Source organism: Reyranella sp., from assembly GCF_044224635.1.
Lineage (GTDB): Bacteria > Pseudomonadota > Alphaproteobacteria > Reyranellales > Reyranellaceae > Reyranella.
In genome coordinates, this window is record NZ_JBGAKA010000007.1 from 18,428 (window position 1) to 33,969 (window position 15,542).

The following is a 15,542-nucleotide window of genomic DNA, read 5'->3' on the forward strand; positions in this document are numbered from 1 at the left end:
CTACGCTGTTCAGTTGAAGCGGGTGTTCTGCGTGGTCTCACGCGAAAGCCAGGTCGTCAGGCTGAGCAGAACGGCCAGAATCACCGTCTGCACCAGGCTGAACGCGGCGGTCTTCCCGGTGTTGCCGCCCTCGTAGTAGTCGAGCAGCAGCACCGCCATCACCGTCGTGTCGCTGGTGTAAAGGAAGAGTGAGGAGCCGAGCTCGCGGATCGCCAGCACGAAGAGCAGCGTCATCGACGCCACCACGCCGGGGCGGGCGAGCGGCAGGACGACGGTGCGGATGGTGCCCAGCAGGCTGCGGCCGCAGATCCAGGCGGCCTCCTCGAGCTCCTTGTGGATCTGCAGGAACGAGGTCGACAGCGCCTTCACCGTGTCGGGCATGAAGCGCGCGACGAAAGCCAGGGCCAGGATCCACAGGGTGCCGTAGAGCCCGCCCGGCAGGCCGATCCAGGCCCAAAGATATGCGACGCCGACGACCAGGCCGGGAATGGCGACCGGCAGCGTCGCCAGCAGGTCGATCCAGCGCCGTCCCGCCACCTGGGTGCGGTTCACCGTGTAGCCGATGGCGAAGGCGAGCGCGCCGCCGACCAGGGCGGTGATGACGCCGACCTTCAGGGTGTTCCAGATCGACAGCATGGTGAGCGGGTTGTCGAACACCGAGTTGAAGTGCACCCAGCTGTACTGGCTCATGTCGAACAGGGCGTCGAAATCCTTGATGAACAGGAACTTGCGGAACGCGGCGATGACCAGCGCCAGGGTCGGCAGCACCACCACGACAAACAGGTAGATAACGGCCAGCCCGAAAGTGAACCAGCGCCAGCGGCCGAGATTGAGGGCGCGCGGCCGGAACGCCTTGCCGGCAACCGTGGCGAAGCTCTTGCCCGAGAGGACGCGCTGCTGCGCCCACACCAGGATGGCGGTCACCACCATGAGCAGGATCGCGACCGCGGCTGCCGTGTTGTAGAGCGGCGGGCTCCAGGCGGTGAGCTTGAAGATGTAGGTCGTGAGCACGCTGATGTTGGCCGGAGCTCCCAGCGCCGCCGGCACGCCGTAGATGCCCAGCATGACGACGAACGACAGCAGCGAGCCTGCCAGGATGGCCGGCGCAATCAGCGGGAAGGTGACGGTGAAAAGGGTGGTGAAGGCGCTGGCGCCTGACACCTCCGAGGCTTCCTCGAGGCTCGGGTCCATGTTCCTGAGCGCCGAGGCCGTGAACATGTAGACGTAGGGTGCGTAATAGATGCCGAACACCAGGATCAGGCCCGACATCGAGTAGAAGTCGAAGCGGAAGTCGATGCCCATCCATTTCAGCGAGGTGTTGAGCAGGCCGGTCTTGGGCGAGCCCAGGATGCCCCAGGCGACGCCGGCGACGAGCGGCGGCACGAACAGCGGGATCATGCTGGCGCCGGCGATGAAGCCCTTGAACGGCGTGTTGGTGCGGACGACGATCCATGAGAAGGCAAGGCCGATGACCACGGCCAGGATCGTGCCGCCGCCGCAGGCGACGATGGCGTTGAAGAAGGCGAGGTGGACGTTCTCGTTGACGAGGACGTCGACGAAATGCTTTAGCGAGGGGCGGAAAGCGCCGAACCCGTCGACAATGGGATTGGAGTCGCTCAGCGCTCCGAACACCAGCATCAGCAGCGGGTAGATCACCAGGAACGCCAGCAGGATCAGCAGGGCGCCGACCCACAGCGGCGCGGCGAGCCGGCGCGGCGCCGCCGCCTCAGCGGATACGGGCAAAGCTCCAGCACTCGTTGCCGTCAACGCTCCAGTTCCTCCCTGATGAATGCGGCCCCACTGCCGGCTTCTTCATTCGCTATGTAACCGTAGCGCATCGGCATTGCGGGCGCTACGTCTTGCTTGTGCGGCGTGACTACTCGTCGCCGTTGACCCCTGTCAGAAATCTCTCCGAGTCGTAGGCGAAGGCGGGGGAGCCCGTAAGGAGAAGAACGCAGCCGGCGAGGGCAGCGGACAGCAGACGATCGAGCATGGGCTGACGTTTCCTTCGCTGCGTGGGGACTGCCGTCGGCTTCCTCACCGAGCCATGGCCGTGGCACTTCGCGGTTTCTGACGCTAATTCTCCGGGATGGGACTGAGAACACACAACCGCTACGGCTACGTGCCTTTGCGCGGCCGCGCCGACTACACTTGGCCGAATGGCCGACGGCTCGCCGTCTATTTCGCCCTCAATCTGGAGCATTTTTCCTACGGCGAGGGGCTCGGTGCGGAACTGGCACCGGGTGGATCACAGCCCGACATTCTCAACTTTGCATGGCGTGACTATGGCAATCGGGTCGGCGCCTGGTACATGCTCGACGTTTTCGATGCGCTTGGCCTGCCGCTGGCTGCACTGGTCAACAGCGCGATGTACGACTATGCGCCGGCCGTGGTGGCGGCCTGCCGTGCCCGTGGAGACGAGATCGTGGGCCATGGCCGCACCAATGCCGAGCGCCAGGGCGATCTCGACGAGGCGGCCGAACGCGCGCTGATCGCGGAGGCGACCACGCGTTTGACGGAAGCCGAAGGCCGTCCGCCGGAAGGTTGGCTCGGTCCATGGATTTCGCACAGCCACGTGACGCCCGACCTGCTGGCGGAAGCGGGCTATTGCTACCTTCTGGACTGGTGCATGGATGACCAGCCGATCTGGTTCCGCTGCCGCGACGACAGGCGCATCCTCGCCGTGCCCTATCCGCAGGAGGTGAACGACATTCCGCAGATCGTCGGCCGCAAGGTCGGCGGTGAGGCGTTCGCCGACATCATCGTCGACCAGTTCGACGAGATGCTGGAGCTGTCGCAGACGCGGCCGCTGGTGATGGGCGTGGCCCTGCATGCCTATCTGGTCGGCCAACCGCATCGCCTGCGGCATCTCAAGCGCGCCTTGCGTCATATCGCGAAGCATCGCGATCGCATCTGGCTCACCACACCGGGCGCGATCACGCGGCATTGCATGACGCTTCCTCCGGGATCAGTTCCGTAGGAAAAGCTTCTTTTTCCCACTTCGTGGGGAGGGGGAGATTTCCATGCGCCTGTTCACCGCCACGCTCGCCACCGAGACCAACACCTTCTCGCCGCTGCCGACCAGCATCGAGAATTACCGGGAGTCGGTCTTCTTTCGCGCCGGCGAGCATCCGTCCGAAGCGCCACGGATGTGCACGGCGCCTCTGTTCGTGGCGCGCGCCCGCGCTGCCGCCGAAGGGTTCGAGCTGATCGAAGGCAGCTGCTTCGCCGCCAGCCCCGCCGGCACCACTAACCGGGCCGACTACGAGACCATGCGCGACGAGATCCTGGGCCAGCTCGAGGCCGCGCTTCCGGTCGACGGTCTGCTGCTCGGCCTGCACGGCGCCATGGTGGCGCACGGCTACGACGATGTCGAAGGCGACATCATCGAGCGCGCCCGCGCGCTGGTCGGCCGGCGCTGCGTGATTGGCGTCGAGCTCGATCCGCATTGCCATCTCACCCTGAAGCGCATCTCCCACGCCGACATCATCGTGCTCTACAAGGAGTTCCCGCATACCGACGTCGTCGAGCGCGCCGAGGACGTCCTGGCTCTCGTGCTGGCGACGCTGCGCGGCAAGGTGAAGCCGGTGATGTCGGTCTACGACTGCCGGCAGATCCAGAGCTATCCGACGACAATCCAGCCGATGCGCGGATTGGTCGACCGCATCAAGGCGATGGAAGGCAAGGACGGCATCCTGTCCGTGTCGATTGCCCACTGCTTTCCCTATGGCGATGTGGCGGAGATCGGCACCCGCGTGCTGGTGGTGGCCGACGGCGACAAGAAGAAGGCCGATGCGCTGGCGACGGCGCTTGGCCAGGAGCTCGTGTCCCTGCGCGGCAGGACCCAGCCGCCATCGTTCGACGTCGCGGCGGGCGTGAGCGACGCCATCGCCTTCAACGACCTGCCGGTGGTGATCGCCGATCCGGCCGACAACGCCGGCGGCGGCGCGCCGTCCGATAACACCGACATCCTGCGTCACCTCATCGAAACCAAGGTGGAAAATGCCTGCCTGGGGCCGCTGTGGGACCCGATCGCCGTACGCATCTGCTTCGACGCCGGGCTGGGCGCCCGCATCGGCCTGCGCTTCGGCGGCAAGATCGCGCCGTCGTCGGGCCAGCCGGTCGACGCCGAAGTCGAGATCATAGGTCTGAAGCGCAACGCCTGGCAGAGCTTCGGTCCGACGCAGGTTTCGGTCGGCGACTGTGCCGCCGTGCGCGTGGGTGGCGTCGACGTCGTGCTGATCGCCAACCGGACCCAGGCAACGGGGCTCGAGCTGTTCACCAATCTCGGCATCGATCCCACGCAGAAGAAGATCGTGGTGGTCAAGTCGACCAACCATTTCATGGCGGCGTACGGGCCGATCGCCAAGAAGGTGATCTATGTCGAATCGAGCGGTCCGCTGCGCCGCGATCATCGCAAGGTGCCCTATACGAAGGTCCAGCGCCCGATCTGGCCACTCGACGGCGAGGCAAGGCCGCTGGGGCTGATCTACTAGAGCGGCAGCCCCACGCCCGCGGTCAGCTCAAAGGCGCAGCGAGCGGGGAGCCACTGCGGCAGCAGGCCGGCGCATGACATTGGAAGCTTGCAACTGTTCGCCGGCGATCTCGCAGCTCGTGCCAACGACTGTTGCAGCGCCGAATGCTGCCTTGCAGCTGGTTCACACTGAACGCGACAAGCGCCGGACAATCCCGATATAGTCTTCACGTGCCTGCTCGGGCATCGAAAGACCGGCGGCATCGGTAGATCAGTTCAGAAACAAAGATCGAGGTAGGAAACGCGTACAAGAGGGAGGAACAGCCTATGAGACGTGTCCGTCGGATTACCCGTCGCCGCGCGCTGAAAGCGGCGGCTGGAGCGGTCGGCGCAGCCTTGCCGCTGGTGCATGTCCAGTCGGCCAATGCCGCCGGCAAGTTGACGATGGGCGTCTGGGATCACTGGGTACCGGGAACCAACACAGTGCTCAAGGGGTTCGTCGATGAATGGGCAGCCAAGAACAAGATCGAGGTAACGATCGACTTCATTCCTTCCACCGGCAACAAGATGATCCTGACGCAGGCTGCCGAAGCGCAGGCGCGGGCCGGGCACGACATCCTCGCCTTCGACCAGTGGGCTTCTCATCAGTATGCCGACAAGCTCACGCCGGTGAACGACGTCGTCGATGGGCTGGTGAAGCAATATGGACCGGTGAGCAAGGCCGTGGAATATCTCGGCACGGCGGGCGGCAAATGGCTGGCCGTGCCGGTCGCCTGGGGGTCGGCCCCGCTGCCGCCCTGCGCCCGCATCTCGTTGATCAAGGATGCGACGAGCGAGGATGTGACCGAGTGGTATCCGGCCAAGGACGTGAAGACCAAGGGCGCGTCCGAGTGGACCTACGAAAAGCAGCTGAAGATGGCCGAGCAGTGCCACAAGGCCGGACATCTGTTCGCGCTTGGCTGCGGCGCCAACAGCACCGATGCAAACCAGACCTGGGGGGCCACCTTCGGGGCGTTCGGCGCTCATCTCGTGGACGGCAAGGGCAACGTCACCGTCGATTCCGATCCGGTCCGCGAGGTGCTCGAGTACGTGAAGCGGTTTGTTCCCTACCTGCCGCGCGAGACCATCTCCTACGACGACGCTTCCAACAACAAGGCTTTCGTTGCCGGCAAGGCGGCCCTGATCTGGAACCCGCCCAGTGCCTGGGCGGTGGCCAAGCGCGACGCGCCGGCGATTGCCGCCGACACCTGGCACTTTCCCAATCCCAAGGGCAAGCTGGGGCGCCTGGTGCCTCATCGCCCCTACTTCTGGGGCATCTGGCAATGGGCCCAGAACAAGCCGGCCGCAAAGGACCTGATGACGTTCCTCGGTCAGCGCGAGATCGTTGCCAAGCTTAGCATTCCGGCGGCGGGATATGACATCCCGCCGTTCCTGTCGATGGCAGATCTGCCGGTGTGGGCCGATCTCGAGCCGCCGAAGGGCACGCTGTACAACTATCCCGTGCGTCCCCACCACGACGCCGAATACTACATCGTCGGCTCGAGTGCGCCGCCCGAAGTCGGCGTGCAGATCTGGAGCCAGTACATGATCCCCGGAATGGTGGCTCGCATTGTGTCCGGGAACACGGCGAAGCAGACTATAGATTGGGCCAAGTCAGAACTCGAAGGCATCCGCCGTTGAGGGGCGCTGCGCCGTCCCGAGAATGCGCGAGCATGTGAGCATATGGCGGCCGCCGCCTTCGGCGGCGCGCTGACGCGACAAAGGTCGCCTCGCTTACGGCACTTGCTTCGCAAGTGCCTATCTCGGGATGACAGCGATATGGTTGCTCGCGACAGCAATGCTGTCGTCCCGAGCGTCGACCGGGGATTCGCAGCGCGAGGTCGACACTGAAAGGGCAATGGTGAGCGATCAGCGCCGGATTCCTGGGCTGGCCGGCGCTCAAGGCCTCAAGCCACCTGTCCGAGAGTCATGGCTTGCTCTCCCAACGCACGTTGGTGACTTTCCGCTGTTCTTTCCGGCGCCATCACGTCGGATCGCTGGACAAGTGGGCAGCTTTGCATAATTTGTGCAGGGGGAGTTGCTCGAGAGGCTCGAGGGGAAACATGATTGTGAGACTGCTGGCCGGCTTGGCCATACTCGTCCTGCCGTTGTCGGCGATGGCGCAGGAAAAGGTCTTGCGTGCGGTGATGCACGCCGACGTGCGCGTGATCGATCCGATCTGGACCACGCAGACCATCGCCAACATCCATGGCGCGCTGGTCTACGATACGCTGTTCGGCAACGATGCCGACCTGAAGCCGCAGCCGCAGATGGTGGGCAAGTACGAGATCAGCCCCGACCGGCTGACCTACACCTTCACCTTGCGGGACGGGCTCAAGTTCCACGACGGCACGCCGGTCACCACCAAGGACGTGATTGCCTCCCTGAAGCGCTGGGGCGCCAAGGATGGGGTCGGCCAGCGACTGCTGGGCTACGTCACGGCGATGGATGCCGTCGACGACAAGACCTTCAAGATGGTCCTGCGCGAACCCTACGGCATGGTGCTGGAATCGCTCGGCAAGAGCGGCAGTTCGATCGCCGCGATCATGCGCGAGAAGGATGCGCAGACCGATCCGCAGCAGCAAGTCAAGGAATCGATCGGCTCGGGGCCTTTCATCTTTGCCAAGGAGCAATGGGTCCCCGGCAGCAAGGCGGTCTATCTCAAGAACAAGGATTACGTGCCGCGGCCGGGCAATGAGCCGCCGTCGTCCTTTGCCGGCAGCAAGATCCCGGGCGTCGACCGCATCGAGCTGGTGTGGATCTCCGATCCCCAGACCGCGATGTCGGCTCTGGTCAACGGCGAGATCGATTTCTACGAGAACCCCAACACCGACTTCCTGCCGTTGCTCGCCAAGGCGCGCGGCGTCAAGCTGATGAAGACCGGGAAGATCGACAGCACGCAGGGCATGATCCGTCTCAATCACCTGCATCCGCCGTTCGACAACGTCAAAGCGCGCCAGGCGATGTACTACCTGATCAACCAGGAGGACTTCCTGCGCGCCATCGTCGGCGATCCGAAATACTACCGCGTCTGCCCGGGGCTGCTGACCTGCGGCGGGCCTTACGAGAACGACGGCGGCACAGCCTTCATGAAGGAGTACAACCCAAAGAAGGCGCTGCAGCTCTTGAAGGAGGCAGGCTACAAGGGCGAGCCGATCACCGTGCTGGCCGCCACCGATCACGCCACCATCACGCCGGCCACGCAGGTGCTGATCCAGGCGATGCGCGAGGCCGGGATCAATCTCGACGTCCAGTCGATGGATTGGGGCTCCGTGGTGTCGCGGCGCGCCAAGAAGGAGCCGCCGAGCCAGGGCGGCTGGAACATCTTCGTCACCACGTCGGGCGGCGTCGGCTCGGCCAATCCGGTCCTGCATACCTGGATCGGCGCGGCCTGCGAGAAAGGCCTGTTCGGCTGGCCGTGCGATCCCGAGATCGAGAAGCTGCGCAATGCCTTCGGCATGGCCGTGAGCGAGGACGAGCGCAAGAAGATCGCCAAGGACCTGCAGACGCGGGCAATGGAGCAGGTGGTGTTCCTGCCGTTCGGCCAATGGGACCAGCCGCTGGCCTATCGCGCCGACCGCATCGACGGCATCGTGCCCAACACCGGCTTGGCCGTGCTGTGGGGGATAACCAAGAAGTGACGTATCTCATTGTCCTCCCCTTGCGCAGCAGGGGGAGGTGTCGCCGTCATACGGCGACGGAGGTGTCATGAGTCGTGACTCCCGACCCCTCCGGCCGCTACGCGGCCACCTCCCCACTTCGTGGGGAGGAACCTGAAGCATGACCGCCTATATCGTCCGTCGCCTGTTCGCCACCCTGCCCGTGATGGCGGTGGTGGCGCTGTTCGTCTTTTTCCTGTTGCGCTTCGCGCCGGGCGACCCGGCGGCGATCATCGCCGGCGACGACGCGACCGCCGAGTCGATTGCCGCGGTGCGCGTCAAGCTCGGCCTCGACCGACCGGTCGTCGAGCAATTCGGCGTCTGGTTGTGGGACCTGGTGCATGGCGACATGGGTGTGTCGATCTTCTCCAATCTCCCGGTGACGCGGCTGATCGCCCAGCGCGTCGAGCCGACCCTGGCGCTCGCCTTGTCGACCTTGTTCGTGGCGGTGGCGCTCGCCATTCCCATCGGCGTGGTGGCGGCATGGAAGGCGCGCAAGCTGATCGATCGCGTGGTCATGGGCTTCGCGGTGCTGGGCTTCGCCATGCCAGTGTTCGTGCTGGCTTACGTGCTGATCTATTTCTTCGCCGTGCAATGGCAGCTCCTGCCGGTGCAGGGCTACCGCCCCATTGGTGAAGGCTTCTGGCCATTCGTCGAATGCTTGATCCTGCCGTCCGTGGCGCTCGGCGTGACCTATATGGCGCTGATCGCCCGCATCACCCGTGCCTCGATGCTCGAGGTGCTGCAGCAGGACTATATCCGCACCGCCAACGCCAAGGGCCTGGCGACCGATCGCGTGCTGCTGCTGCATGCGCTGAAGAACGCCGCAGTACCGATCGTCACCGTGGTCGGCATCGGCATCGCTCTGCTGATTTCCGGCGTCGTGATCACCGAGACCGTGTTCAACATCCCGGGCCTGGGGCGGCTCACCGTCGACGCCGTGCTGAAGCGCGACTATCCGATCGTGCAGGGCCTGATCCTGGTGTTCGCTGCCGCCAAGGTGCTCGTGAACCTGATCATCGACATCTCCTACGCTTTCCTCGATCCGCGCATCCGTTACTGACGATCCGCTCCTGATATGGCCGTCCCCTCTGCCTCCCTCGTCGACGACCTCGCGCCGCCTCCGCGCCGCTTTTCGTTGCTGACGGCAATCCGGCGCAACCCGACCATCGCCTTCGGCGGCATCCTGCTGGTGGCTCTTGTGATCATTGCCGTCCTTGCCCCGCTCATCGCCACCCACGACCCGCTCAGGATCACGCCGGTCAACCGCCTGCGACCGCCATCGGAGCGCTGGTGGTTCGGCACCGACCAGTTCGGCCGGGATGTCTTTTCTCGCACGGTCTACGGCGCGCGCGTCTCGCTGATCGTCGGTCTCTCCGTAGCGGCTTTCTCCAGCCTGCTCGGCCTCGCGCTCGGGCTCGCCTGTGGCTATTTCCGCCGCATCGATGGCGTGGTCATGCGCATCATGGACGGGCTGATGGCGATCCCGTCGATCCTGCTCGCCATTGCCCTGATCACCCTGACGCGGCCCGGCCTCGGCATTGTCATCGTGGCGATCGTCATTCCCGAGGTGCCGCGCATCGTGCGGGTGGTGCGCGCGGTCGTGCTGTCGATCCGCGCCCAGCCTTACATCGAGAGCGCCATCGCCGGCGGCACGCGGAACATGAAGCTGCTGGCGCGCCACGTGTTGCCCAATACCCTGGCGCCACTGATCGTGCAGTCGACCTATGTCTGCGCTTCGGCGATGCTGATCGAGGCTGGCCTGAGCTTCCTGGGCGCCGGCGTGCCGCCCGAGGTGCCGAGCTGGGGCAACATCATCGCCCAGGGCCGTACCTTCTTCCAGATCGCGCCGTGGACGATCCTGATCCCGGGGGCGTTTCTCGCCGTCACGGTCCTCGCGGTGAACCTGCTGGGCGACGGCCTGCGCGACCGGCTCGATCCGCGGCTGGCGCGACGCCTGTGACCGCTCTCCTCGAAGTTCGCGACCTGCACACGCAGTTCAACACGCTGGACGGCGTGGTGTGCGCCGTCGATGGCGTGTCGTTCGACCTGGCGCGCGGCGAGACCCTCGGCATCGTGGGCGAATCGGGCTGCGGCAAGTCGGTGACGGCGCTCTCGATCCTGCGCCTGATCCCGGCCGAGACCGGCCGCATCGCGTCCGGCTCGATCCGCTTCGATGGGCGGGAGCTGACCGGGCTCGACGAGGAGTCGATGAAGCGCCTGCGCGGTCATCACATCTCGATGATCTTTCAGGAGCCGATGACCAGCCTCAATCCGGTCCTGACGGTCGGCACCCAGATCGCCGAGAACGTGGTGCGCCATCTCGGCGTGCCGTGGAGGGCGGGGCGGGAACGGGCCTTCGAGATGCTGAGCCTGGTGCGGATCGCCGACGCCCGCCGGCGCCTCGACGAGTACCCGCACCAGCTGTCGGGCGGCATGCGCCAGCGGGTTATGATCGCCATGGCGCTGTCGTGCGATCCGCAGGTGCTGATCGCCGACGAGCCGACGACGGCGCTCGATGTTACGATCCAGGCCCAGATCCTCGACCTGATGCTCGAGCTCAAGGAGAAGACCGGTACGGCGATCGTGCTGATCACTCATGATCTCGGCGTCGTGGCCGAGACCACTGAGCGCGTCGTCGTGATGTATGCGGGACGGAAGGTCGAGGAGGCGCCGGTGGAGGCGCTGTTCGAGCGGCCGTTGCACCCCTATACGATCGGCCTGATGCGGGCGATCCCGCGGCTCGATGTCGAGGCCGACAGCGCCGGCAAGCGGCCGCGCCTGCAGGAGATACCGGGCCTGGTGCCGATCCTGACCCAGCCGATCATCGGCTGCGCCTTCGCCGCGCGCTGCTCGCTCGTGACCGCGCGCTGTCGCGCCGAAGCGCCGCCCTTCGTGGACGCTGGCGGCGGCCACACAGTCGCCTGCTGGGAGGTGGCGCGATGAGCGATCCCGCTCTCCTCGAGGTCCGCGACCTGGCAAAGCACTTCCCGATCCATGGCGGCCTGCTGCAGCGCCAGGTCGGCGCGGTCAAGGCAGTCGATGGCGTGAGCTTCTCGATCCGGCGCGGCGAGACGCTGGGCTTGGTAGGCGAGTCGGGCTGCGGCAAGTCGACCATCGGCAAGACCGTGCTGAAGCTGATCGAGCCGACCGCGGGTCGCATCCTGCTGAGCGGCGAGGACGTGACCGAGCTGCCGCCGGCCGCCATGTGGGCCCACCGCCGGCACATCCAGACGATCTTCCAGGATCCGTACTCGTCGATGAATCCGCGCCTGTCGGCCGGCACGATCGTCGGCGAGCCGCTGGAGAATTACGGCGTGACGCGCGGGCGCCGAACCGCCGACAAGGTGGCGAGCCTGTTCACACGAGTCGGGCTGCGGCCCGACGCGATGCGCAAGTACGCCCACGAATTCTCCGGCGGCCAGCGGCAGCGTCTGGGCATCGCCAAGGCGTTGTCGGTCAATCCCGATCTGATCGTTGCCGACGAGCCGGTGTCGGCCCTCGACGTGTCGGTGCAGGCGCAGGTGCTGAACCTGCTGATCGACCTGCAGGAGGAGTACGGGCTCGCCTACCTGTTCATCAGCCACGATCTCGCGGTGATGCGCCATATCAGCCATCGCATCGCCGTGATGTATCTCGGCCGCATCGTCGAGCTCGCCGACAAGCGCATGCTGTTCAATACGCCCAAGCATCCCTACACCGAGGCGCTGCTGTCGGCCGCGACGGCACCCGATCCCAAGCGCCGCCGCCAGCGCAAGCGCATCGTCCAGGGCGACGTGCCGAGCCCGGCCAAGCCGCCACCCGGCTGCCATTTCCACACGCGCTGCCCGTACGCCGTCGCCGAGTGCAAGGTGACCGCGCCGCCGCTGCGCGAAGTGGCGCCGGGGCATCACGTGGCGTGCTTGCTGCGCTGAGTTCATGTTCTCCCGGCCTCGCGAGCGTCTCCTCGCAGCCGCGGTTTCATCTCATCGGCGCAGGCGCGCGAACCAATAACTCGGCTCCGGTAACGATCTGGTTGCTGGACGTGTGTGTAGTCGTGGCCGGGCCAGGACCCTCTCGGTCGCGGAGATTAGCAAATATGTTGTTCTTGATTTGTTCTATCTGGAGATCGATTATTCGGGGGCTTTGGCAAGGAGGGGACCATGCAAGGTTCATCACAGGGGTCATTTGACTTTGGGCGAGGCTCTTTCCGAGGAGGCCCACCTGCCGGGGGCCGCAAGCGTCCTGACCGGCTTTTCCTCGCTGTGCTTTTGGATCAACAAACGTCGACTCGTATTGGCGAATTCAGGGCACGCTTTGTGTCCGAGACGCACCTTGCAGGATCGTCGATCGATTTGAAGCGTCTGCACATTTCATTGCACCACGTTGGCGACTACGCGCATCTGCACGACAAGACCATCTATGCCGCGAAGCGGGCTGCCGCGGCCGTCGCGATACCGCCGTTCGAGGTGATGCTCCGGCTCCTGACGAGCTTCGAGAGCCGTCCGTCTGCGAGCCGATGGCCGTTGGTCTTGTCCGCGGAAGGAGAGGGCCTCATGGAGCTTCATCGTGAGCTCGGGGCTGCGCTCGAGAACAACGGCCTGAGGACGATCGACCATTTCCTGCCGCACATGACCCTGCTGTATGGCCAGCGGCCGATTGCAACGCGGGCAATCGAGCCGATCCTTTTGGTCGTCTCCGAGTTCGTTCTCATCCACAGTCATGTCGGAATGACCTGCTACGACATCCTTGGGCGCTGGTCACTCACGACGGTGCACTGATCGGCCGGCCTGGTCGGCCCGCCGTGCACGGCGACGTGCCGAGTCTGGCCAAGCCGCCGCCCGGCTGCCATTTCCACACGCGCTGTCCCTATGCCGTCGGCGAATGGGAGGTGACCGCGCCACCGCTCCGCAAGGCCGCTCCGGGCATCAGGTGGCTTGCTTCGCTGTACTTGTGACCTTATGCGAGCTTACAGCGGCTGAAGGTGATTGAGCGATCTGCTAAGGACTACGCGGAAGGACACCATGGCTACCATTGCTGCGCTCGATGTCGGTTGTTACCACGTGCCGCTGCCGGTCGTGCTGTCCGATAGTACACATGGCGACATCCACCATTTCGCCCTGGTCACGGTCCGAGTGCGCGACGCCGATGGCGTGGAAGGTCTGGGCTACACCTATACGGTGGGCCATGGCGGACGGGCTGTGGCCTCGCTGGTGCGCGATGACCTCGCGCCGCTGCTGGTCGGCCAGGATGCGGAGCGCATCGAGGCCCTGTGGCAGCGCATGTGGTGGGGCACCCACTACGGCGGCCGCGGCGGGCTCGCGTCTTTGGCCATCTCGGCCGTCGACATCGCGCTGTGGGACTTGGCGGCGCGCCGGGTGGCAAAGCCTCTATGGCGTCTGCTGGGCGGCTTCGACCCGCAGGTGCCCTGCTATGCCGGCGGCATCGACCTGCAGTTCCCGTTGGAGAAGCTGCTGGCGCAAAGCGACGATTTTCTCGACCAGGGTTTCCGTGCCATCAAGATGAAGGTCGGCCGAGCCCAGCTCGGTGACGACGTCGAACGGGTACGCGCCATGCGCAAGAAGCTGGGCGATGGCTTCCCGTTGATGGTCGATGCCAACATGGGTTGGTCTGTCGATCACGCCGTGCGCGCGGCCCGGGCGCTGGCCGAGTTCAACCTGGTCTGGCTGGAGGAGCCGACGATTCCGGACGATGTGGCAGGCCACGCACGCATCGTGGCGCAGGGTGGGGTCCCGATAGCCACCGGCGAGAACCTGCATACGCTTTACGAGTTCCAGCAGATGATCGCAGCCGGCGGCGTCACTTATCCGGAGCCCGACGTCAGCAACTGCGGCGGCGTCACGGTGTTCATGAAAGTGTGCCGGCTTGCCGAAGCGTTCAACTTGCCGGTCACCTCCCATGGCGTGCACGACCTGACGGTGCATCTGCTGGCCGCGGTGCCAAACCGGTCGTATCTCGAGGTGCACGGCTTCGGGCTGGACCGCTACATGGCCGAGCCGATGCGCATCGTCGAGAGCAAGGCCATCGCGCCGGAGCGGCCGGGCCACGGCGTCGAGTTGCTTTGGGACAAGCTGTCCCCGCTGGCGCTATAGGGCATGCGCCGCGACAACGTTGCCTACGTCTGTCGCGCTCCCGGTGCCGTATCGCGCAGGTAGGTGAGGGCCGCTTGGCTGCCGCCTGTCTTGTGTGGAACCTTTGCCAAGCCCAGCGCCATCTCGACGCCCGACAGTGTGGCGAGCAGCATCAGGTCGTTGAAGTCGCCGAGATGGCCGATGCGGAAGACCTTGCCGGCGACCTTGCTGAGGCCCTGCCCCAGCGACAGGTTGAAGTTCTCCAGCGCGACCTTGCGGAAGGCGTCGGCATCGTGGCCTTCCGGCATCACGATGGCCGTCAGCGAGCCCGAGTAGGCCGTGGGGTCGCTGCACAGGATCTCGAGATCCCAGCCCGTCACGGCGATGCGCGTCGCCTCCGCATGGCGGGCATGGCGGGCGAACACGGCGTCGAGGCCTTCCTCCAGCAGCATGTCGCAGGCTTCGTTGAGGCCGTAGAGCAGATTGGTGGCGGGCGTGTAGGGAAACCAGCCGTTGGCATTGGCCGACAGCATCTCCTCCCAGCCCCAGAACGACTTGGGCATCTTCGAGTTCTTCGACACCGCGACCGCCTTCTCGCTCACCGCATTGAAGGAGAGGCCGGGCGGCAGCATCAGGCCCTTCTGCGATCCGGCGACGGTTACGTCGACGCCCCACGCGTCGTGCCGGTAGTCGATCGAGCCCAGCGACGAGATCGTGTCGACCAGCAGCAGGGCAGGGTGGCGCGCCGCGTCGATGGCGCGGCGCACCGCGGAGACATCGCTCACCACGCCGGTCGAGGTCTCGTTGTGCACGATGCACACCGCCTTGATGGTGTGCTCAGGGTCGTTGCGCAGCCGGGCCTCGATCGCCGCCGGGTCGGCAGGCTTGCGCCAGTCGCCGCCCATGAACTCGGCCTTGAGGCCGAGACGGTCGGCCATGCGCTTCCACAGCGAGGCGAAATGGCCAGTCTCCCACATCAGCACCAAGTCGCCGGAGGACATCGTGTTGACCAGCGCCGCTTCCCAGGCACCGGTGCCCGACGCCGGATAGACGATGACCGGCTGCCGGGTCTGGAAAACCTGGCGGACGCTGCGCAGCACCTTCTTGGCCAGCGCATTGAACTCGGGTCCGCGGTGATCGATGGTCGGATAATCCATCGCCCGCAGGATGCGATCGGGAACATTGGTCGGCCCGGGAATCTGCAGGAAGTGGCGGCCGCTGGGGTGAGAGTTCAGGCGCATGGTCGGTTCCCCTCGTTTGAGCTTGCATTTTGTATACAACATGCCAGACTGAGTCCAG

Annotated in this window: 12 protein-coding genes; 10 read left to right on the forward strand and 2 right to left on the reverse strand. The window is 65.3% G+C overall.

The window, feature by feature from the left end; translation table 11 throughout:
• Nucleotides 1–9: 9 nt before the first annotated feature.
• Nucleotides 10–1,743 carry an ABC transporter permease gene (locus tag ACILR9_RS08675; RefSeq protein ID WP_395709509.1) on the reverse strand — a complete coding sequence of 578 codons (1,734 nt, stop codon included), beginning with the start codon at nt 1,741–1,743 and terminating at the stop codon, nt 10–12.
• A gap of 346 nt (nt 1,744–2,089) precedes the next feature.
• On the opposite strand from ACILR9_RS08675, the gene ACILR9_RS08680 reads away from it, so the two are divergent.
• From ACILR9_RS08680 to ACILR9_RS08725, 10 genes are all read left to right on the forward strand, one after another.
• Nucleotides 2,090–2,980 carry a polysaccharide deacetylase family protein gene (locus ACILR9_RS08680; protein WP_395709510.1) on the forward strand — a complete coding sequence of 297 codons (891 nt, stop codon included), beginning with the start codon at nt 2,090–2,092 and terminating at the stop codon, nt 2,978–2,980.
• 43 nt (nt 2,981–3,023) lie between these two features.
• The gene (locus tag ACILR9_RS08685) at nt 3,024–4,496 is read left to right on the forward strand and encodes a M81 family metallopeptidase (protein ID WP_395709511.1); all 1,473 of its coding nucleotides are present in this window, start codon (nt 3,024–3,026) and stop codon (nt 4,494–4,496) included.
• A 305-nt stretch (nt 4,497–4,801) separates the two neighbouring features.
• The gene (locus ACILR9_RS08690; RefSeq protein WP_395709512.1) at nt 4,802–6,154 is read left to right on the forward strand and encodes an ABC transporter substrate-binding protein; all 1,353 of its coding nucleotides are present in this window, start codon (nt 4,802–4,804) and stop codon (nt 6,152–6,154) included.
• A gap of 422 nt (nt 6,155–6,576) precedes the next feature.
• Complete coding sequence (locus tag ACILR9_RS08695) at nt 6,577–8,154, forward strand: ABC transporter substrate-binding protein (protein ID WP_395709513.1); 1,578 nt, start codon at nt 6,577–6,579, stop codon at nt 8,152–8,154.
• 139 nt (nt 8,155–8,293) lie between these two features.
• On the forward strand, nt 8,294–9,235 hold the full coding sequence (locus ACILR9_RS08700; protein ID WP_395709514.1) for an ABC transporter permease: 942 nt from the start codon (nt 8,294–8,296) through the stop codon (nt 9,233–9,235).
• 15 nt (nt 9,236–9,250) lie between these two features.
• Nucleotides 9,251–10,135, forward strand: coding sequence for an ABC transporter permease (locus tag ACILR9_RS08705; RefSeq protein ID WP_395709515.1), 885 nt, complete (start codon nt 9,251–9,253; stop codon nt 10,133–10,135).
• The gene (locus ACILR9_RS08710) at nt 10,132–11,118 is read left to right on the forward strand and encodes an ABC transporter ATP-binding protein (protein ID WP_395709516.1); all 987 of its coding nucleotides are present in this window, start codon (nt 10,132–10,134) and stop codon (nt 11,116–11,118) included. The genes ACILR9_RS08705 and ACILR9_RS08710 overlap by 4 nt, the downstream gene beginning before the upstream one ends.
• Complete coding sequence (locus ACILR9_RS08715) at nt 11,115–12,086, forward strand: ABC transporter ATP-binding protein (protein ID WP_395709517.1); 972 nt, start codon at nt 11,115–11,117, stop codon at nt 12,084–12,086. Before ACILR9_RS08710 ends, ACILR9_RS08715 begins: the two co-directional genes overlap by 4 nt.
• 228 nt (nt 12,087–12,314) lie before the next feature.
• Nucleotides 12,315–12,932 (forward strand): 2'-5' RNA ligase family protein, encoded by a 618-nt coding sequence (locus tag ACILR9_RS08720; RefSeq protein ID WP_395709518.1) that lies wholly within the window; start codon nt 12,315–12,317, stop codon nt 12,930–12,932.
• Nucleotides 12,933–13,175: 243 nt separating this feature from the next.
• A complete protein-coding gene (locus tag ACILR9_RS08725) occupies nt 13,176–14,264 on the forward strand; it encodes a mandelate racemase/muconate lactonizing enzyme family protein (protein ID WP_395709519.1) in 1,089 nt (362 codons plus the stop codon).
• Between the two features lie 23 nt (nt 14,265–14,287).
• On the opposite strand, the gene ACILR9_RS08730 is transcribed toward ACILR9_RS08725, so the two are convergent.
• A complete protein-coding gene (locus ACILR9_RS08730; protein WP_395709520.1) occupies nt 14,288–15,484 on the reverse strand; it encodes a pyridoxal-phosphate-dependent aminotransferase family protein in 1,197 nt (398 codons plus the stop codon).
• Between the last annotated feature and the right edge of the window lie 58 nt (nt 15,485–15,542).

What these genes read in the sequence shown, in the direction of transcription:
- ACILR9_RS08695 (WP_395709513.1), top strand. Translation starts at nt 6,577, where the DNA reads ATGATTGTGAGACTGCTGGCCGGCTTGGCCATACTCGTCCTGCCGTTG.
- ACILR9_RS08730 (WP_395709520.1), bottom strand. Translation starts at nt 15,484, where the DNA reads ATGCGCCTGAACTCTCACCCCAGCGGCCGCCACTTCCTGCAGATTCCC.
- ACILR9_RS08720 (WP_395709518.1), top strand. Translation starts at nt 12,315, where the DNA reads ATGCAAGGTTCATCACAGGGGTCATTTGACTTTGGGCGAGGCTCTTTC.
- ACILR9_RS08715 (WP_395709517.1), top strand. Translation starts at nt 11,115, where the DNA reads ATGAGCGATCCCGCTCTCCTCGAGGTCCGCGACCTGGCAAAGCACTTC.
- ACILR9_RS08685 (WP_395709511.1), top strand. Translation starts at nt 3,024, where the DNA reads ATGCGCCTGTTCACCGCCACGCTCGCCACCGAGACCAACACCTTCTCG.
- ACILR9_RS08705 (WP_395709515.1), top strand. Translation starts at nt 9,251, where the DNA reads ATGGCCGTCCCCTCTGCCTCCCTCGTCGACGACCTCGCGCCGCCTCCG.
- ACILR9_RS08700 (WP_395709514.1), top strand. Translation starts at nt 8,294, where the DNA reads ATGACCGCCTATATCGTCCGTCGCCTGTTCGCCACCCTGCCCGTGATG.
- ACILR9_RS08690 (WP_395709512.1), top strand. Translation starts at nt 4,802, where the DNA reads ATGAGACGTGTCCGTCGGATTACCCGTCGCCGCGCGCTGAAAGCGGCG.
- ACILR9_RS08680 (WP_395709510.1), top strand. Translation starts at nt 2,090, where the DNA reads ATGGGACTGAGAACACACAACCGCTACGGCTACGTGCCTTTGCGCGGC.
- ACILR9_RS08725 (WP_395709519.1), top strand. Translation starts at nt 13,176, where the DNA reads ATGGCTACCATTGCTGCGCTCGATGTCGGTTGTTACCACGTGCCGCTG.